The following is a 17391-nucleotide window of genomic DNA, read 5'->3' as shown; positions in this document are numbered from 1 at the left end:
ATGTTGAATTAGCCCCCCTGCCCTGTAATCTTTTGTTTCAGGCCATTGTTAAACCCCAGCCTTAGCCAAAATTTCTTCCTCCGTAATGTTTCGGAAGGAAAACTTGTAGCCTTCGTAAACAGCAATGCCATAAAACAAAATGTCCATTACACTAAAGGACTGCACCATTACCGAAGAGACTGAACTGACTTGGTTGATCATTTGGTAGGCTTCAAAAAAGGAAACATTGGCTTCTTTGGCAAAGTAAAATACGATGCCCAGATAATTACCAATCAAACAGCCCAAAAGCGCCAAACCTGCGCCCAAATAACCGAACTGAGGGTCAATTCCTTTGCCAGCAATCCGCACCGCCATTCCTACCAAAAAGCCTACCCCAACGGCCATGTAACCAATTTGGTAGCCCGTCAATGAGGTAACCAGCCCCCACAAAGCAGCACCGACCAGTGCCGCCAGAGCGCCTACCAAAATGGCCAAGGGAAAATTTTGTTCAACGCGGAGGTCTTCCAGGTACTCGTTTAGTTTGTTTTGATCGATTTGGGGTTCGACCGTGGAATCAAAATCTTGGGTTTGATTTTCCATACTGGGTTTTGTGTGTTAAGAGGTTTAATAAATATAGGTTTCGAGGACATAACTCTGGATGGAGAGAAAAGGTTCCCGAATTCTGTAAGGAACTTTTCCATTTAAAAACCAGCTTTTAGCTAATTTAAACTTAAACTTGAATTTCTACTCCCTGAGAGCATACTGCTTATTTCCCCTGTTTTTAGACTAGATTTAACAAATTGTGTACGACAGGTTGCCTTGTGAATACTGCTTTTTTTCGTATCTTTGTTAAAATGCAGCCAAGTATGACCATGAAAGTGAACATAACGGAGGATAGCCTGCTGATAGAAATTCCGCTGGATGAGAACCTGGATGAAGAAGCTCTCCAAGAACTTCATTTTCAAATATTAGCTGAGAAATGGAAGGAGGAAAACAAGTTTTTTTCCTTCGCGAGCGAGATGTCTAAATCGCCCTATTATCAGCGCATCATAGCCATGGGAAAAACTGCTCTTCCCTTTTTACTCAAAGCGCTACAAGAGGAACCACAGCACTGGTTCACTGCCTTGGGTGCCATCACGCAGGAAAATCCGGTAGCACCCGCTCACCGAGGCAATATTGCATTAATGACGAACGACTGGCTGGCATGGGGCAGGATGAACGGAATTATTTGAGCCACCGCTTGTTTCCCAATTCTTTTGAGGAGCCTTTTGAAATTACAAGTCCTGAGACGGCTGCCTACAATTGTGTAGCTTGGGCCATGCACGATTCAGAACGTTGGTGGGAAGCGGATGAAAATTATTCTTGGAAAGAAGGGGTTGCTTTAGACAACACGATTTCTACTTTTATTCAGTTGTTTCAGCAACTCGGATTTTCTGTCTGTCCAGATGTCACATTAGAAAAATCACATGAAAAAATCACACTTTTCTCTAATGGAGACGGTGATTGTAGTCATGTAGCGAGGCAATTGGAAAGTGGGCTTTGGACGAGTAAGTTAGGGGTTTCTTATGATGTAGCGCATACATTGGATGCGATAGAAGGTGGGATTTATGGTAAGGTTGTGTTGATTATGAAAAAGGTTATATAGTCAATAATTATTGTCCTTTTTTGTGTGTCAAGGTGGATGTAGAGGAACTTTTCACTCATCGACCTTATCCTAAAAGACAGCCAAATGAGAGATGCCTATAAAGCAAAATACCATGACGGGCTATCCAAACTCCCCAGTGGCTTATAATAAGTTAAAGTACAATCTATGGAAACACTCTCCACCTTTTGGCAACTCGACTTCCACTTAATAAAGCTTGGCTCTTACAGCCTGAGCCTGATCGAAGTCCTCGTCGTCGTATTCAGCCTGACGGGCACCTATTTTAGCCGTTTGGGTTGGCTGTTAACCCTACTGGCCAATGTTTGTTTTTTCCTCTTTTTTCATCAAATCCAATTGTATGGCTTGATGGCGGCGCAAGTTATTCTGTTCGTTTTTAATCTGGTGTGGGGCATTCGCTCTGGTGCTGCGAATGGACAGCCCATCAAAAAACTGGACAGCATGGGGCTGGTTATCAGTTGCATCGCCATTTTTATGCCCAGTATTTCTTTGGTACTTGCATTGACCGAAGTGCCCAGTTATTTTCCTGGCTTTTTCCCGCTACCAGCCACTTTTGCCATGCTGGATGCCTTGCTAGCCATGGGTAGTATTGTGGCTACAGTGCTGTTGGCGCGCCGCTTTACGGAGGCCTGGGTGTATTGGATCATCATCCACAGCTTGTTGATCGTTGTGCTGGCCTGGAAAGGTTATTATGTGGCTACGGTGGGGCAAATGGTGTTGTTGGGGCGTGCGGCAAATGAATATTTGCTTTGGCGAAGTTTGGCTAAATCTACTTTTCAAAAAAATAAAACCAAAAATTAAAATCCCTCACCTTTCAACTTATGAAATACCGCCATTTATTTTTTGATCTGGACCACACCCTTTGGGATTTTGAAGTCAACGCCAAAGAATGTTTTCAAGAATTATACATCGACAAGCAGCTGCAAAACCGTGGAATCGATGACTTTGGTGCGTTTTTCAGCGCGTATTCTGTTCATAACGAACGACTTTGGAGCGAGTACACCAAGGGCTTGATCCTTCAGGCTGAACTGCGCTGGCGTCGGATGTGGCTGACACTATTGGATTTCGGCGTTGAAGACGAGCCGCTTTCCAAAGCATTGTCGGTGGAGTTTCTGGAGCGTTTACCTTACAAAAAGAACCTGTTTCCACATACCATCGAAATACTGGAATACCTCAAAAACAAAGACTATGTCTTGCACTTGATCACCAATGGTTTTCAGGAAATTCAGGATCAAAAATTGCAAAGTGCTGATTTGCAAGGCTATTTCCAGGAAGTGGTTACTTCCGAAGCTGCTCAAAGCCTAAAACCGAATCGAGCGATTTTTGAATACGCCCTCAAGCAAAGCAAGGCTCTTCCCGGCGAAAGCATCATGATCGGAGACAATCAGGAAGCGGACATCCAAGGGGCTGCCAATGCAGGATTGGATACGGTTTTTGTCAACCATATCCAGGTAATGCCACAGGTGCAGTCGACCTACATGATCCATCACCTGCAAGAGTTGGAGGACATTTTTTGATTTAGTCGTACCTAATTGAGCATACATTTGGGTTAAAAGCCAACTGCGAACTACCACCCCCAATCCACCCTAACCGCAAAATTCCTCGGCGCCTCCAACAGCCCCGGTCTCGACACATACTCCGCATTCCCCACATTATTGACCAAAAAACTCAGCTTCAAATTGTCAATTGGCCGATACGCCACCCGCAGATCCAGCAGCGTCACACCCCCAGTGTTCATTTCCCGGTACGATTTAATCCCCGGCACAAAGAACTCAAAAGTCCGATCGATCGCCTCCTGGAAGCTGTAATACGTTCCTGCAAAACCAATTGAAAAACGTTTGATCTGGCTTTCGATGTCGAATTTGTAGCTGTTGCGCGAGCGGTATTTCAGCACATTTTCGGTGGAAGAACTGCCGATAGCATTGCGTTGCCCCTGGGTAGGTGTCACACCCGGCTCCTGGGGAGTCAGGTCAAATTCCAAAAATTGGGGATCAATCCACAAGTAACCAGCCATAAAAGTAGTTGGGCATTTGAACAGTTGCAATTCGCCCACGAGGCTCGCATCCAAGCCAGAAATGCGCACTCCACCCGTATTGAGCGAGCTAAAGCCACGTTGAAAATCAATGAAGTTGAACTCCATCATGTCCTGGTATTGCGTACGAAATAAGGCCAAGTCCAAAAAGCCTTTCAAACTCCCTACCTGCAAGCCTTGCTTGAGCCCCAGTTCCGCCGACCAGCCCGTTTCTGACTGCAAATCGGGGTTGGGCGAAATGTTAAAGCCCCCCAAATTTGTGTAAATGAACTTCTCCGCAATGGTCGGAAAACGGTAGCCCTGCCCCCAGGAAGCCCGCAGGAAGGAGTATTCCCCTACCTGATAGTTGGCCCCAATGCGCAACACAGGTTTGGCTTCACTTTCATTAGAGGGGGCCACTACCCCACCCGGATACACAAATCCTGGATTTTTGATGCGATTGGATTCGTAGCGGAATCCAGCGCTGATGGTGAGTTTGCTGCCAAATCTTTTTTCAAAATCGGCATAAGTCGCCAGGTTGCGCGATTGGAAGGTGGTATCGCCGTACAACTCGGCGTCCACATTGGTGCCGATGTACACTGCGCCCGCGGTGAAATTCAAGTCCAGGGCTTTAAACTTGCGCTGAAACTGATACTCCGCGTAGTACTGTGAGGAAAAATTGGAGCGCCCATTGCTCACCCGGTTTTCGACCCGAAAGTAACGGCTGAGAATCTTGTGCCGGTTCCCGCCCCCATCGTAATAAGTCAGGTGGGGATCGATGTTGAAACGGAATGGTTGATTTTTGGACACTGTGCCCCGGAATGGGCTGTATTTCAGCGAATCGGCTCGCCAGAAGAAAAAGCTGCTGTTGTTGCCGCCGTTGAGGTTGAGGTTGGCCCCCAGGGTGAGGCGTTTGCTGGCGCGGAAGCGGGTATTCAGGTTGATCCGACCGTATTTCGTGAAGGTGCTGTCGTTGTGACTTTGTTCGTTGAGGTAAAATACGCTGCTGACCAGGTCGAGTTTGCCTATTTTTTGTTTGTGCGAGAGGCTGGTGCCAAAGGTAACTGGTGCCTTGTCCCACCATTTGAAGCGGGCATCGGCCGGAGCATCTACGGTGGAAGTAAACAGGCTGAGTTTGGTTTCGGGTTCGTTGTGCGCGTAAGCAGTGCGGAAGTTGATCACCCCATTCAGGGCCGCCGAACCATACAGGGAAGAAGCTGCCCCTTTGACCACTTCAATTTGACCTACATTTTCGACCGGGATATCGTTCCAGTTGGGGAAGCCTGCATCGAGTTGCAGAATCGGAATATCGTCCATCAACAAGAGCACGCGGCTACCTGCGCCATAGGAAAAACCCGAGCCACCGCGAATATTGGCCTGCCCATCGATGACGCTCAAGCCGGGTACTTTTTGCAGGGCTTCGTCCAATTGGAATTTGTTGCTGTTGTTGATCAAACTGGGTTTGAGCACTTCGATGGACACCGTTTCGGAGCCAAGGCGTTTTTCAAAACGACCCGTGGTGAAGGTGAGGGTGCTCAGGATGGTAGGTTCGTTTTGCAGGATGATGTCCAAATCTAAGGTTTGCCCAGCCACAATGCCCAGGGTTTTGGTGTAAGTTTTGAAGCCCAGGTAAGACACGATGAGCGTGAGGTTGCCTGGGGTAGGATTGAGCTCAAACCGCCCTTCCGTATCTGTAGCCGTGCCCACATTGGCGCTGACGTACACGGAAGCGCCGATCAGGGGTTCGTGGTCGATGGTAGTCACCTGGCCGCGTAAAATGGCATTTTGGGCATTAATTGAACTAAAAGCAAAGCCAATCAGAGCGATAAGCCCAGCACAACGAAAGATGTCCTGCATTTTTTTATTTTTCATTTCAGGGAAAAGATAATCAAGACGTTGATGAGTTGCAGTAAATTGAGTCGAAATTCTCGATTTTTTTGTTAAATCTAAAGCTTAGTCGTGGCTTGGCTTTCTTGCAGAAAAAATTGCCCAATCAACCTGAAATGCTTATTTTGCATGCGGTCATTTCAGTTCAAGCGCAATTGCGTGATTGAACCTAAACTGGTGTTATGAAAAATTTTATACTTTCTATCCTGACGCTGTGCTGCTTGGGCACTGTGCTCGTGGCTCAACAAACCACTACTTGCAAGCCAGACGCTTCTTTGCCAGACACCGCAGTAGGCGTCATTCCCCTACCCTATTCTGCAACCAACCCCAAGGGCGGAATTTCTGACACTGCTTGCCTGAATACTTTTTACGATTTTGTATTCACCCTGGCCATTCCCAAAACAATTTCGCTGAGTGGCTTAACCCTTGCCATCAACAGTGTATCGCTCGCTACAACCGGGGCGGTGAAAAATCTGCCCAGCGGCTTGTCGTATACCTGCAATCCGCCCAATTGTGTATTCAAGTCTGGAGAAAAAGGCTGTATTCTCATTGCGGGCACCCCCAACAACGCAATTAACCTGGGTCAAAATGACCTTAAAATCGAAGGCCTGGTCAATTCTTTTTTACCCGTTCCAGTAACCTTTCCCAGCGATCAATTTGCTGCGGGCAACTACTATTTATACGTTCGGCCTCAAGGTTCTGCCGCTTGCCGTACTTCTTCTACCCGCGAGCTCGCCGCGACCAAACTGCGCATGGGCAATGTCCCCAATCCCTTTACAGGCTCAACCCAGATTGAAGTGGAAGCTGAAATCCGCGGGCAGTTCGATTTTCGGGTTTACGACCTGACGGGCAGGATGATCCAACGCCGCCCGGTGCAGATCACTCAAGGCATCAATCGTATTCCTTTTGAAGCCAACAACTTACCCCCCGGCTTGTACGTGTTTACCCTGACCGATGGGCTGAATACTGTTTCGCGAAAAATGGTCATTGGCCGTTAAATCCAATTCAGCATGAAACTGGAAGCTGCCCTGTGGCAAAGGAGTTACCTCTACTTTGTCTTCTTTTTTCTATTGGCCATCTTTGGCTTTTGGTTGACCTATTTTACCCGGATTTTTGAGCAGGAAAGTTACCGCATGCACCTGCATGGGCTGGCACTGATCCTGTGGTGCCTCATGTTGATTGTGCAACCTTATTTGATTCGCAGCAAAAAGAACCGCTTGCACAAAAGCATTGGCAAATTTTCTTACTTCCTGGTGCCGCTTATGCTCTTCAGCACTTTGGATTTGTTGAAGTTCAAAATGGATAAAAACACGGTATTGGACAGTCTGGATTATCATTTTATTGCCCTGGTGGTCAATGCCTTGATTGCATTTGTGCTTTTTTATGGACTAGCCATTTTTTATCGCAAACAAGCTACGGTTCATGCCCGTTTTATGGTGTGTACGGCCTTTCCGATGCTAACACCGATTACCGATCGGATCATTCACATTCATTTTCCGAGCCTCCTGGCCTATCTTCCCCAGATTGATGGACATCCCATTGCGCCCGTTTTTGGTTTTGCCGTGGTTGATTTGATTTTACTGGGATTGAGCATTTGGGATTGGCGCTCGCATCGGCGCTGGAATGTTTTTCCTTTGGCATTGTTGGTTATGCTGGTCTATCATTATTCGGTGCTGAATTTTCATGAGTTCTCCTTTTGGCAAGCTTTCTGTAACTGGTTTTTTAAGTTGTAATACACTACTGAGCCTGTAACTTTTTGGAGGAATCTGGTTATACTGGTGACACAACATACTGATCACCATACCATTTCCAGCCATGACCCACAAGTTAATCCTCCTGTCCAGTCTGTTTTTTTGTGCAAGCTTTTTTCGACTTTTCGCTCAAAGTGCCGAGGATTTGGGCCGTACCGAACCTTTTTTGATTGGTTTTAAAGGCACCATTTACAATTTGCCGCCCTCCAAAGATGGTTTTGTAGAAAAGAAATTAATGCGCTACAACCCGGCAATTGAACAAACTGAGCCCATCGGTTACGTTTATACCCAAAAATTATTCATCACCGAACGATTGCTCGACATGCCTTTTCCGGGCGTTCCGAAAGGTAAAGAGGTATTTGCCATCATTTATACTGGCCGTTTTGAAATCAAAAACAGTGGCCTGTACGAGTTTTTACTGCAAAGTGATGACGGTTCCCGCCTCTGGGTCGACTCTACAGAGGTAATTGAACGTGATGGCCTAAGGCAATTCAGGGAAATCAAGCAGGGAAAAATCCAACTCAAGGCAGGTTTTCACCACATCAAAGTCTGGTATTTCCAAGGTTTCCCCAACCGCATGGGTTTAGTTTTGATGTATAAAAAAGCCGAAGAAACGGCCTTTAAACCCTTTGATTTTAAACCTATGGAAGACGAGGCCAAACAATACATGCAAATGGAAGGGGAAACGATGAAAATTCGCTTTGCGGAAAAACTTTCCTTCGAAACGGGAGCACATGAGCTCAAGCCCGAAGCCGATTCCATCCTCGCCAACGTCATCCGCATCCTCAATTACAACCCTGGCCTCAAATGCCGCATCGAAGGGCATACCGACAATGTGGGGAGAGCCAAGGACAATCAGGTGCTGGCGCAAAATCGGGCGGAGGCAGTGGCGAATGCCCTTAAAGCGCTTGGGTTGCCGGAAACGGTAAAGGTCTCGGTCCAGAGTTTTGGATTGAGCAAGCCGATTGCGCCGAATGCCAGCGAAGCGGGTCGAGCGCAGAATCGGCGGGTGGATGTGGTGATGGAGTGGTGAGCAATCCTAAAAATTATGTTCAGAAATTTTCTTTACCTTAGGAACGTAAAGCATGTCAATAAACACAAGAAGCTACCATACATTAAACCTTATTGAATCTTTCAATCGCAAAAACCAGTCCAATGAAAAACACCTATTTCACCCTATTGCTCTGTACATTCATGTTGTCCTGCCAACAAACGGCCCCAAAAGTTGACTTTGAAAAAGAAAAAGCCGCCATTCAAGCCGTCATCGCCAAAGAAACCGAATCCTATTACAAACAGGATTTTGAAGCCTGGAAAAGCACCTACCTCGAATCTCCCGCTTTCCGCAAATACGCCTACTGGGAAGGTTTTGCCGAAAAAATCGCCTTCAACAATGGCTTTGAATCCCTGAAAAACGAAAAAAAGGCCCAATTCGACGCCGACGCCACCCTTTGGAAGGGTTCCACCGAAGAACGGGCCAATGAAAACTTCAGGATTTCCCCGGATATGGCCTGGTATACATTTGAGCAGTATTCTTATGAAAAGGATACCCGTAAGTTATTGGGCAAATCGCTGGAGACCCGCGTGCTGGAGAAACAAGGTGGCGAATGGAAAATTGCGTATTTGGGGTATCATTATTTCCCGGATACCTTGGTGAATAAGTAGCTGCAGCCCTGTGTGGCTGCTGTTAGCTGCAGCCCTGTCATAAAAACGATGGCACCGCTCTCACACAGTGCCATCTATATTTGCCCAATGTAAACGGAATGCCTTCCGTTTTACAGCAAACTTAACCCTCTCCTAATTTTTTTTACTGGGTCACGTTTAGGTATAAAGTATCCGAACTGATCGCTGTAAATATCCCCAAGCCATTTTTGACATTGGTTGGAGGCGACTTCAGGTTCTGCGAATTGTCGCCCGAGTCTTGGTACAACAGCGCGTATTCCGGATTGATGTGGTACAAAATGACCCGGTGTTGGCCGTAGTATTGAAACTGCCTGCTGTTGATCTCGAAGGAGTTGTTTTGCGTGGGTTCTACCCGAAATAAACGAGACGGCAGATTGCCTCCACCAAACATGCTAAGGTCAAAAATTGGGTCGGGATCGGTTTCGGTATTTTCCACCACCAGCAGGTAATACGTCAAATCGGGATTGCTCCAACTGAATTTGACGGGATCGGGGAAATTTAAACTCCCGGAAGGAGGAAAGCTGATTTGGGGAATTTTGATGGAAGTTGCATCCTGGGTAAAACCCTCGGGTTTGGCCAAAACTTTGGTTTCGGCACTCACGGTTTTTCCCTGGAACTCAAATTCCAGTTGATAGGTTTCTCCAACTTTGATTTGCAGCCCATCATTGCCTATGCGGTAAATGCCAGCTCCCTGGGGGATCAGGTTATAGAACTGATTGCCTGTTTTAATGCGGATGTCGAGCTTATCCAGGTCGGCGGGATCCAGGTTGAGATCATCGGCAAAAGGAGATTTACGGCTGATTTTTAACTCCACAGGATTGTCAGCGTACAAATAGCCTTCTACCACGGGCACGTCGTTGAAGGTTATCGCGTTATTGTCTTCGCAGGCCTGAAAAGCCATGCCCATCATCAGGATCAAGGCCAAGGTGAGGTATTGGATTAAAGTATACTTTTTCATAGGGATCGTGGATTAAAATTTGATGGTAAAGGTGAGGTTGGGCGTAAAACCCAGATAGTTTTTGTCCACTTCGTATACACTGCCGTCTTCAATCTGGTATTCTTTGTACCACACGTTTTTGCGCCCGTAAACATTGAACAAGGATAACCCCAGGCTGCCACGTTCCGAGCCATCCAATCGGGGATTGAAATTACAGGTCAAGCCTACATCGAAGCGGTGATAGTCGGGCAAACGGCTGCCATTTTTGGCACTCGTAGTGATGTAATCTTCCTCAACGCCATCCAATAAGGTGATGCTGTACCCGCCGTCCGGAGCGGTGTAAGGACGGCCCGTGGCGTAAATCCAGGTCGCCGAAAAGTCCCAGCGACCCATTTTGCGCATGGCTACTGCTTTGAACTCATGGGTGACATCCTGATTGGCTGAATAATAATCCTCCCCATAAATGTCGATTTGGTTGCGCGCTTGGCCCAGGGTGTAACTCACCCAACCCGTGATGCTGCCACTTTTTTTCTGCGCCAAAAATTCGATGCCCTGGGAATACCCTCGACCAGAATAGAAGTTCTCCTCATAACTGATTTGTCCAGGGCGCAAGGCGTAGCGCAAGGAGTATTCCGAGATGCCATCTAGCTTTTTGTAATACGTTTCAACGGAAAACAAGTATTTGGGCGTTTCATAAGCCGTGCCCAGAATGTAATGCCAGGCTGAACTGACCGGTACGTTTTGATCATTGGAAAGAATCCAAAAATCCCGACTGCCCGAGAGCAAATCTTCACGTACCACCCGGTTGGCAAACTGGTAGTACTTGCCCCAGGCCCCATTTACCCGGAATCGAGAGCTGATTCGATAGCTTGCGTTCAGGCGTGGCTCGAAGTAGGCTTTTCCGGTAGGTTCAAAATACGATACCCGCAGCCCCGGCGTGAGGTCGATTTTTTTATTGGACAGGCGGATTTTGTCTTGCACATAAACAGCGCCCACCCCCCCCTTGTCTTTCCGGTCTAAAATCGAAAGGGTGTCGTTTTGACCAAAATTGTAGGCAATATCGTAGTTGGTATATGCAAAGCCAAAACTTACACTATTCCGTTCGTTGAGGTCATACGTAAAATCAGAGCGCAAGCTCCAATCCTTCACATTATTGGTTTCGATCAAGCCGTTGCGTACCTCGCGTTCTTCGCCATCAGCGTTGGTAAAGCTGCCTTGCGTCGTGCGGTCGCGGTCCGAGTAATAATTGGAAAAACTCAAAAGGGTATTGCCGTATAACTTAGGCGAAAACCGGCGCGACCATTTCAAACTGCTCCCGATATTGCCGTAATTGGTGAGGTCGGTGTTGTTGATGCCCCCATCGTCACTCCCGCCAAATAACCCGCCAAAATTGATGCTGGTACTGTTGTCCAGGTAATCGGTACCGTTGAAAAAGCTCAGCGCAAAAATGTCGGACTTACCCGCGCGCCAAGTCACCTTTCCATTCAAGTCGTAGAAGAAAGAAGCTACTGTTGAGTTGAAACTGGGTCCACCTGAGCCGCCAAATGGATTGCCACCACCGCCACCGCCGCCCCCTAGTAGTCGACCCGGCCCCGGCCCTTCTTCTTCGTCTTTGAACCGATTGAAAATCTGGTTGTAAATCGGGCCCCTCCAGGAGCGCCGCCCAGTGGCCAAATAGCTGATTTTTTTGCCAATTGGCCCTTCCACATAGGCATTGGCGCTGAGCAAGCTGATGTCGCCTCCCACAGCAAAACGTTTGGAGTTGCCCTCTTTGCCCGTGATTTCGGTTACGCTGGACAAACGCCCGCCAAACCGCGACTCAAAGCCTCCCTTGTACAGCTGCAAATCTTTCAGGGCATTGTAATTGAATGCGGAGAAAAAACCGTACAAATGGTCTACATGGTACACTGTAAACCCATCGTACAAAATCAAGTTTTGATCGGGTGTCCCGCCGCGCACAAAAAGGCCAGAGGTGCTTTCATTGGCGGCAGACACCCCTGGCAAAAGTTGCAGAGAACGCATGATATCTCGTTCCCCTACGTTTGGAAGTTTGGCTAATTGTTTGGGTGTAAGTTGTACAATGCTACCTGATTCATTGGGGCGCATTAGGGCTTCGCTTTGGGCAGTAATGGTAACTTGATCCAGTTGAATGGAACCTTCCGGGGTCATTTCAATGACCAGATTGGTTTTGGACAAATCCGGTGACAGGCTCAATTCATGCGTCTTATAGCCCAAATAAGAAATAATCAACATGGAGGTGTCAGTAGGTACTTTCTGCAAAGTGAAATAACCATCTGGGTTGGAATTGGCACCCAAACTGGATTTTTTGACCTGAATATTGGCAAAAGGTAAGGATTCGCCAGTGCTGGCATCTTTGATTACCCCGCTTAGGGTGAAATTACTGGCGCTGGGCGGGCCTTGGTATTTTTTTGGGGTTTGCCCCAGTCTTTGGCCATTGGGATCATCGGTTCGTCGCATCACATAGATGACCTGATTTTTGCCGTCCAGGTACCACTTGAGTTGCAGGCGCTTACACCAACGGTTGAGCACTTCTTCGAGGCTTAGGTTGAAAGGACGATCTTCGATATTGGTACTGCTAAGCAATTTTGGATTCCCTTCGAAACGGATTCCAGTCTCAGCTTGCAATTGCCGCAGTACTTCGGCCAGGGTGCCGTGGTAAAAACGATCCAGTTTGTAAGACTGTAGCAATTTAACAATGGTCATTGAATCCACGGAACCGTTACTTTGAGCGCTGAGTGTAGCGCCTGTCCCCAGTAAAAACAAACACAGTAGGCTAGTAAATATTCGATTCATAAACGCAAGTTTTAGCTCAAAAACCCCAAATAATCTTGATGATTTCGTGCTAAAGATGAAGCATCTGCACCGTTGCGTTGGTCGGGTAGCTGACGCTCGTGACCAAGTGTATACCAAGCCGGAAAATGTGGAGATGAGTAGGGGAAATGTGGAGATGGAGAGATAGAGCGTTTTTGCCTACTTCAGTTTAAAATAGTTGTCTAGGCCTTCGCGAAACGCTTCTCCCAGGGGCAATTCATGTCCTTTAATGACCAGCGCATTTTTGCGCAGCGCGTCTATTTTGTCCAAAGCCACAATGTAAGAGCGGTGAATGCGGCTAAAATCAGAACTGGGCAAGGCTTCTTCTACTGCCTTTAGATTCATGCGCGTGACCAGAGGTTTGGGGGCGTTTTGCAAAAAGATTTTCACATAATCCTTGAGCCCTTCTACAAACAGGATGTCCTTAAATGAAATTTTGACCAGACTGTAATCAATGTGCACCATCATGAAATCGGCCTTGGCATTTTCTTCAACCGAAACTACTTCAGCAGCAGCTACCCGTTGACGGAGTTGGTGCCATTCCTGGGCTTTGCTACAGGCTTTGAAAAAACGTTCAAAGCTCACCGGTTTTACCAAATAATCAAGTGCATTCAGGTCATAGCTCTCTAAGGAATAATGCTTGTGAGCGGTTACGAATACAATCAAGGGAGGCTGGTTCAAAGATTTCACAAAAGACATTCCATCCAAACCTGGCATCTGGATGTCGAGAAAAATGAGGTCGGGCTGATGTTCATGAATGGCTTGAATGGCCTCAAAGGCATTTTTACAACGCCCTACATTGGTAATAAAGGGGATGCGCGACAGATTGTCTTCCAACAAATCCAGGGCAAGTGGCTCATCATCTACAATAATGCACTTCATCTTGTAAAGGTATTTTTTCGGGCTTTATGCTCATAATTCAATGTCCAATGCGACCCAAAATTCATTTTCCAATTGTTGAACCTTAAATGTAAAACGTTGAGGATAAATCAACTCCAGACGCCTTCGCAGGTTGCTCAAGCCAAGTCCAGCCGAAGGCATATTTTCTTCAGCGGATTTGTTGAGTGGTGTTGCGTTGCTGCAACTGTTTTTGAGCATCAATACCAGGTAATTTTGTTCCCTCAGCTCCAGCTTCAAATCGATGAAAGGTGCCCCCATTACTTGTGAACTGTACTTGAACGCATTTTCAATCAAGGGGATCAACAGCATGGGTGCAATTTGCTGATGTTGAATGCCTGTGTCGTCAATGTTGATGTTCAGGCGGATGTGTTCATCAAAGCGCAAACGTTGCAAGTTGATGTAGCTTTGAATGTAGTCAATTTCACTTTTGAGGGAGATAAAATCCTGATCGGTTTCGTAAATCGTGTAGCGCATCAACTCCGACAACTTGAGCAGCGAAGGCTCCAACAACTCCGATTTTTTACGCGCCAGGGCCGTAAGGCTGTTCAACACGTTGAACAAAAAATGTGGACTGATTTGGGAGCGCAAAAAACGCAGCTCGGAGCGCAAGTTTGTAGTTTCCCGCTCTTTGTACAGTTTTTCCTTGTTGCGGTGCTCGATAAAAATCCGGAACCCCGAGCTAAGCACAATCGTAATCAAACCAGGGAAGAATAAAAAAACCCAACGCATCATTCTAAAATCCCGATCTGGCAAAGGTGGTCGATTTGGCAGATCTGGCAATTCAGGAAAAGGGAAATTGTACAAAGCCAAAGCCCTTAGCGCCAGCACGACCAGTATAGCTAAGCCGTAAGCCAAATATTTTTTTTTGAAAAAATACTGTGGCATCAACCAATAGGCATTCAGGTAAAAAATCAGGATTTGCAGCAGGCTACTTATCCAAAACAAACTGGGCGGCCGAGGCAATTTGATTACAGCTGCTGATCCTGACCAAGTGGAAAGAATGGGCAAGGAGTAAAAAACCGTCCAGGCCAGCAGGTGATAAAATATGATGCGGTATTTCGGCATTGTGCAGTGTCATTTGTAGTCCGGTTACCAAAGGTAAAGCAATTCATGGTTAATCTTTATTTGGGTAATGCTTACTAATAAAATTGCAACTTGTCTATTTTAGCGTGTTCCAATTCTACAACCATGAAACAGTTCGCTTTTGTACTCTGCGCTTTGCTTACGAGCACTGTCCTTTTTGCCCAAAAAGCACCGCTTCGCCGCGCCGATAGCTTCTTTGGCTTGCACTTCGATTTTCACGCCAACGTCAACGACTCACTGGTGGGAAAAACGCTTACCGAAGGCATGATCGATAGCCTCTTGACCGCCGTAAAGCCCGATTTTATTCAAGTAGACTCCAAGGGGCACCCGGGAGTGACAAGTTATCCGACCAAAGTAAGCAGCGGAACGCAGGTCAAAAGTTTTGCCAAAGACCCCCTCGCCTTGTTCCGCAAAGTAACCCAAAAACATGGCGTGGCCCTATACGTCCACTATTCAGGTGTGTACGACGATGCCGCCTTGAGGAAGCACCCGGAATGGGCGGTAATCGATGCCAGTGGCAAACCGAGCACCCAAAAAACCTCGGTACATGGCGCGTATGTGGATGAGCTGATGATCCCCCAACTGAAAGAAATTGCCGATTATGGTATAGATGGGGTGTGGGTAGATGGGGATTGTTGGTCAACCGTTTTGGATTATTCCCCTTTGGCGCTGAGCAAGTTCCAACAGCAGACGGGAATAACTGCCGTGCCCAAATCCAAACAAGACGAACATTACCTCGACTTTATGAATTTTGCCCGCCAATCCTTCAAAAATTATGTGGGGCGCTACACCGATCAGTTGCACCAATACAAACCGAGTTTTCAGGTGGCTTCCAACTGGGCTTATTCCTCCTTCATGCCGGAGCCTGTTGAACTCAACATCGATTTCATGTCGGGCGACCTCACTCCTATGAACGGGGTGAATTCGGCCCTTTTTGAATCCAGGGTCCTGGCTGCCCAGTCGCGTACCTACAAAAAACCTTGGGATCTCATGTCCTGGAGTTTCAATACCGCCTGGAATACCAGCAATCACGGCCCCAAAACTGCCCTCAATCTCAGCCAGGAGGCGGCAGAGGTAATTGCCACGGGAGGAGGCTACCAGTGCTATTTTACCCAAAACCGCGATGCCTCCATTCGGGTGCAGCAAGTAAAAACCATGAGCGAATTGGCCAAATTTGTGCGGGCCAGACAGCCTTATACCCAGGGCGCAAGTGCGGTTCCACAGATTGCCCTGCTGTATTCACTGGCGAGTTTCAACAAATACAGCACTAACCTCTACGGCAATGGGATCGCCGAACCGGTCAAGGCCATCTTAACCGCCTTGATGGATGGGCAAAATGCCGTGGAAGTGCTGGCAGAACACCACCTGAAAGGAAACCTGGCCAAGTATCCACTAATCATTATCCCTGAGTGGATTTACCTCGAGCCAGACTTTTTGCAAGAACTAAAAACGTATGCCCAAAACGGAGGAAAACTGCTGGTCATCGGCGCTGAGGCGGTGAAAAATTTCAGCACTGAATTGGGCATTGAGCTGAATGGCACGCCCCAAAAACAACTCTGCTGGGTGGCCAACAATGGCGACCTGGGACTGGTGAATGATTTACTGCAAAAGGTGACCCTTAAAGCGGGAAACCCAGGATTGGGCAACTATTATGTGAACCAGGACACACGTTTTCCCAGCGGTATTGCCGCTTCAATGGCAGATTTGGGCAAAGGCAAAATTGCCGGGCTCTATTTTAACTTTGGGTTGAGTTACCGCAACTTTCAGTCGCCACAACTGCGGGACTTTTTAAATGGAATCGTAAAAAAACTTTTCACCAACCCCATGGTAGAAGTACAAGGGTCAAAATTGCTGCACGTCACGGTCAATGACGTAAAGGGAAAACTAGCCATCAACCTGATCAACGCGAGCGGAAATCACAACAGCGACAAAGTGTACACCTATGATGAGTTGCCTCCCTTGACAGATTTGAACCTCAGAATCAGACTACCTAAAAAACCCTTGCGCATTGTGCAACAGCCCGAGAATAAACCTTTGCTATTTGTGTATTCAAATGGAGTAGCCAGTGTGAAAGTGCCAAAAGTAGCGGTGCATTCGATTGTTTGGGTGGAGAAATAGTAAGTGTTACTCCAGCGTTGTTGGTTTTTATTGTCGCATTCCGGTACTTAGCACGGTTTGACCGTCCGGGTACTGAATATTTGCATCGTTTTCTGCTGTAATGAAAAAGCCCGTAGGCTTAAAGGTTGCCACAGTTTTAAGGGAACTTGTAAGTGTATTGGAAAGCAAACCACTTGCTGTTTTCAGCTGTCCAATGTTTTTGCTCCCGTTCTGTTCCGTTTCCATCCACACGATGTAGGTTTCTTTTGCAGTGCTAAGTCTTTGAGGCTCTGCCAAATTATTTACATCTAAAACAATGTTGTAGTTGCTGTTTTTATCTTTCTTCACCTTTACTGAACCTTCTGCAGCTGGAACTACGGGTGATGTTGAAAAGATATATTTGGTCGTATCGCACGAATGCAACATGACAATGGCAAACAATGTTGTAAAGGCTGCGTACACATTTATACCTGGCCTTTTTGATTGTATGAAGTTCATTTATAAACTATGATTGGTACCTTCACAAGGTCAGTGTATTTATCCCCCAAGGTGTTACACAATTTTGGGTTTTAGT

At 46.9% G+C, this 17391-nt stretch carries 16 protein-coding genes; 9 read left to right on the top strand and 7 right to left on the bottom strand.

Going from position 1 to position 17391, the window contains the following annotated elements; all coding sequences use genetic code 11:
• Nucleotides 1–48: 48 nt before the first annotated feature.
• Nucleotides 49–579 carry a hypothetical protein gene (locus tag ACEW9O_RS19845; protein WP_373551939.1) on the bottom strand — a complete coding sequence of 177 codons (531 nt, stop codon included), beginning with the start codon at nucleotides 577–579 and terminating at the stop codon, nucleotides 49–51.
• Nucleotides 580–845: 266 nt separating this feature from the next.
• Between ACEW9O_RS19845 and ACEW9O_RS19840 the strand changes: the two genes are divergently transcribed.
• The 4 genes from ACEW9O_RS19840 to ACEW9O_RS19825 all read left to right on the top strand — a co-directional run bounded on the left by ACEW9O_RS19840 (nucleotide 846) and on the right by ACEW9O_RS19825 (nucleotide 3156).
• A complete protein-coding gene (locus tag ACEW9O_RS19840) occupies nucleotides 846–1211 on the top strand; it encodes a hypothetical protein (protein WP_373551938.1) in 366 nt (121 codons plus the stop codon).
• Nucleotides 1184–1624, top strand: coding sequence for a hypothetical protein (locus ACEW9O_RS19835; RefSeq protein WP_373551937.1), 441 nt, complete (start codon nucleotides 1184–1186; stop codon nucleotides 1622–1624). The genes ACEW9O_RS19840 and ACEW9O_RS19835 overlap by 28 nt, the downstream gene beginning before the upstream one ends.
• Nucleotides 1625–1789: 165 nt before the next feature.
• Nucleotides 1790–2440 (top strand): nicotinamide riboside transporter PnuC, encoded by a 651-nt coding sequence (gene pnuC / locus ACEW9O_RS19830; protein ID WP_373551936.1) that lies wholly within the window; start codon nucleotides 1790–1792, stop codon nucleotides 2438–2440.
• Nucleotides 2441–2460: 20 nt separating this feature from the next.
• Nucleotides 2461–3156 carry a YjjG family noncanonical pyrimidine nucleotidase gene (locus ACEW9O_RS19825; RefSeq protein WP_373551935.1) on the top strand — a complete coding sequence of 232 codons (696 nt, stop codon included), beginning with the start codon at nucleotides 2461–2463 and terminating at the stop codon, nucleotides 3154–3156.
• Nucleotides 3157–3206: 50 nt separating this feature from the next.
• On the opposite strand, the gene ACEW9O_RS19820 is transcribed toward ACEW9O_RS19825, so the two are convergent.
• Nucleotides 3207–5507, bottom strand: a complete 2301-nt coding sequence (locus tag ACEW9O_RS19820; RefSeq protein ID WP_373551934.1) for a TonB-dependent receptor — start codon at nucleotides 5505–5507, stop codon at nucleotides 3207–3209.
• Between the two features lie 212 nt (nucleotides 5508–5719).
• On the opposite strand from ACEW9O_RS19820, the gene ACEW9O_RS19815 reads away from it, so the two are divergent.
• From ACEW9O_RS19815 to ACEW9O_RS19800, 4 genes are all read left to right on the top strand, one after another.
• Nucleotides 5720–6535 carry a T9SS type A sorting domain-containing protein gene (locus ACEW9O_RS19815; protein ID WP_373551933.1) on the top strand — a complete coding sequence of 272 codons (816 nt, stop codon included), beginning with the start codon at nucleotides 5720–5722 and terminating at the stop codon, nucleotides 6533–6535.
• Nucleotides 6536–6547: 12 nt separating this feature from the next.
• Nucleotides 6548–7270, top strand: coding sequence for a hypothetical protein (locus ACEW9O_RS19810; RefSeq protein WP_373551932.1), 723 nt, complete (start codon nucleotides 6548–6550; stop codon nucleotides 7268–7270).
• 82 nt (nucleotides 7271–7352) lie between these two features.
• Nucleotides 7353–8321 carry an OmpA family protein gene (locus ACEW9O_RS19805; RefSeq protein WP_373551931.1) on the top strand — a complete coding sequence of 323 codons (969 nt, stop codon included), beginning with the start codon at nucleotides 7353–7355 and terminating at the stop codon, nucleotides 8319–8321.
• 122 nt (nucleotides 8322–8443) lie between these two features.
• Nucleotides 8444–8950, top strand: a complete 507-nt coding sequence (locus ACEW9O_RS19800) for a hypothetical protein (protein ID WP_373551930.1) — start codon at nucleotides 8444–8446, stop codon at nucleotides 8948–8950.
• Between the two features lie 142 nt (nucleotides 8951–9092).
• Here ACEW9O_RS19800 and ACEW9O_RS19795 read toward each other — a convergent pair whose 3' ends face one another.
• The 4 genes from ACEW9O_RS19795 to ACEW9O_RS19780 all read right to left on the bottom strand — a co-directional run bounded on the left by ACEW9O_RS19795 (nucleotide 9093) and on the right by ACEW9O_RS19780 (nucleotide 14702).
• Nucleotides 9093–9926 carry a DUF4249 family protein gene (locus ACEW9O_RS19795; RefSeq protein WP_373551929.1) on the bottom strand — a complete coding sequence of 278 codons (834 nt, stop codon included), beginning with the start codon at nucleotides 9924–9926 and terminating at the stop codon, nucleotides 9093–9095.
• Nucleotides 9927–9938: 12 nt separating this feature from the next.
• The gene (locus ACEW9O_RS19790; RefSeq protein ID WP_373551928.1) at nucleotides 9939–12719 is read right to left on the bottom strand and encodes a carboxypeptidase-like regulatory domain-containing protein; all 2781 of its coding nucleotides are present in this window, start codon (nucleotides 12717–12719) and stop codon (nucleotides 9939–9941) included.
• A gap of 177 nt (nucleotides 12720–12896) precedes the next feature.
• Nucleotides 12897–13619 carry a LytR/AlgR family response regulator transcription factor gene (locus ACEW9O_RS19785; protein WP_373551927.1) on the bottom strand — a complete coding sequence of 241 codons (723 nt, stop codon included), beginning with the start codon at nucleotides 13617–13619 and terminating at the stop codon, nucleotides 12897–12899.
• A 30-nt stretch (nucleotides 13620–13649) separates the two neighbouring features.
• Nucleotides 13650–14702, bottom strand: a complete 1053-nt coding sequence (locus ACEW9O_RS19780) for a sensor histidine kinase (RefSeq protein WP_373551926.1) — start codon at nucleotides 14700–14702, stop codon at nucleotides 13650–13652.
• A 123-nt stretch (nucleotides 14703–14825) separates the two neighbouring features.
• Here ACEW9O_RS19780 and ACEW9O_RS19775 point away from each other — a divergent pair, with 123 nt between their 5' ends.
• A complete protein-coding gene (locus tag ACEW9O_RS19775; protein WP_373551925.1) occupies nucleotides 14826–16838 on the top strand; it encodes a beta-galactosidase in 2013 nt (670 codons plus the stop codon).
• A 27-nt stretch (nucleotides 16839–16865) separates the two neighbouring features.
• Here the strand turns inward: ACEW9O_RS19775 and ACEW9O_RS19770 are convergent, their stop codons facing one another.
• Nucleotides 16866–17315 (bottom strand): hypothetical protein, encoded by a 450-nt coding sequence (locus tag ACEW9O_RS19770; protein WP_373551924.1) that lies wholly within the window; start codon nucleotides 17313–17315, stop codon nucleotides 16866–16868.
• Nucleotides 17316–17391 lie beyond the last annotated feature (76 nt).

This window comes from Haliscomenobacter sp. (assembly GCF_041740695.1).
Classification (GTDB): domain Bacteria; phylum Bacteroidota; class Bacteroidia; order Chitinophagales; family Saprospiraceae; genus Haliscomenobacter.
This window is presented reverse-complemented; position numbering and strand designations above follow the sequence as displayed.

Excerpts from the sequence above, each read along its gene's own strand:
- ACEW9O_RS19775 (WP_373551925.1), top strand. The coding sequence starts at position 14,826 with ATGAAACAGTTCGCTTTTGTACTCTGCGCTTTGCTTACGAGCACTGTC.
- ACEW9O_RS19825 (WP_373551935.1), top strand. The coding sequence starts at position 2,461 with ATGAAATACCGCCATTTATTTTTTGATCTGGACCACACCCTTTGGGAT.
- ACEW9O_RS19835 (WP_373551937.1), top strand. The coding sequence starts at position 1,184 with ATGGGGCAGGATGAACGGAATTATTTGAGCCACCGCTTGTTTCCCAAT.
- pnuC (WP_373551936.1), top strand. The coding sequence starts at position 1,790 with ATGGAAACACTCTCCACCTTTTGGCAACTCGACTTCCACTTAATAAAG.
- ACEW9O_RS19795 (WP_373551929.1), bottom strand. The coding sequence starts at position 9,926 with ATGAAAAAGTATACTTTAATCCAATACCTCACCTTGGCCTTGATCCTG.
- ACEW9O_RS19800 (WP_373551930.1), top strand. The coding sequence starts at position 8,444 with ATGAAAAACACCTATTTCACCCTATTGCTCTGTACATTCATGTTGTCC.
- ACEW9O_RS19780 (WP_373551926.1), bottom strand. The coding sequence starts at position 14,702 with ATGCCGAAATACCGCATCATATTTTATCACCTGCTGGCCTGGACGGTT.
- ACEW9O_RS19770 (WP_373551924.1), bottom strand. The coding sequence starts at position 17,315 with ATGAACTTCATACAATCAAAAAGGCCAGGTATAAATGTGTACGCAGCC.
- ACEW9O_RS19815 (WP_373551933.1), top strand. The coding sequence starts at position 5,720 with ATGAAAAATTTTATACTTTCTATCCTGACGCTGTGCTGCTTGGGCACT.
- ACEW9O_RS19820 (WP_373551934.1), bottom strand. The coding sequence starts at position 5,507 with ATGCAGGACATCTTTCGTTGTGCTGGGCTTATCGCTCTGATTGGCTTT.
- ACEW9O_RS19805 (WP_373551931.1), top strand. The coding sequence starts at position 7,353 with ATGACCCACAAGTTAATCCTCCTGTCCAGTCTGTTTTTTTGTGCAAGC.
- ACEW9O_RS19845 (WP_373551939.1), bottom strand. The coding sequence starts at position 579 with ATGGAAAATCAAACCCAAGATTTTGATTCCACGGTCGAACCCCAAATC.
- ACEW9O_RS19790 (WP_373551928.1), bottom strand. The coding sequence starts at position 12,719 with ATGAATCGAATATTTACTAGCCTACTGTGTTTGTTTTTACTGGGGACA.
- ACEW9O_RS19810 (WP_373551932.1), top strand. The coding sequence starts at position 6,548 with ATGAAACTGGAAGCTGCCCTGTGGCAAAGGAGTTACCTCTACTTTGTC.
- ACEW9O_RS19785 (WP_373551927.1), bottom strand. The coding sequence starts at position 13,619 with ATGAAGTGCATTATTGTAGATGATGAGCCACTTGCCCTGGATTTGTTG.
- ACEW9O_RS19840 (WP_373551938.1), top strand. The coding sequence starts at position 846 with ATGACCATGAAAGTGAACATAACGGAGGATAGCCTGCTGATAGAAATT.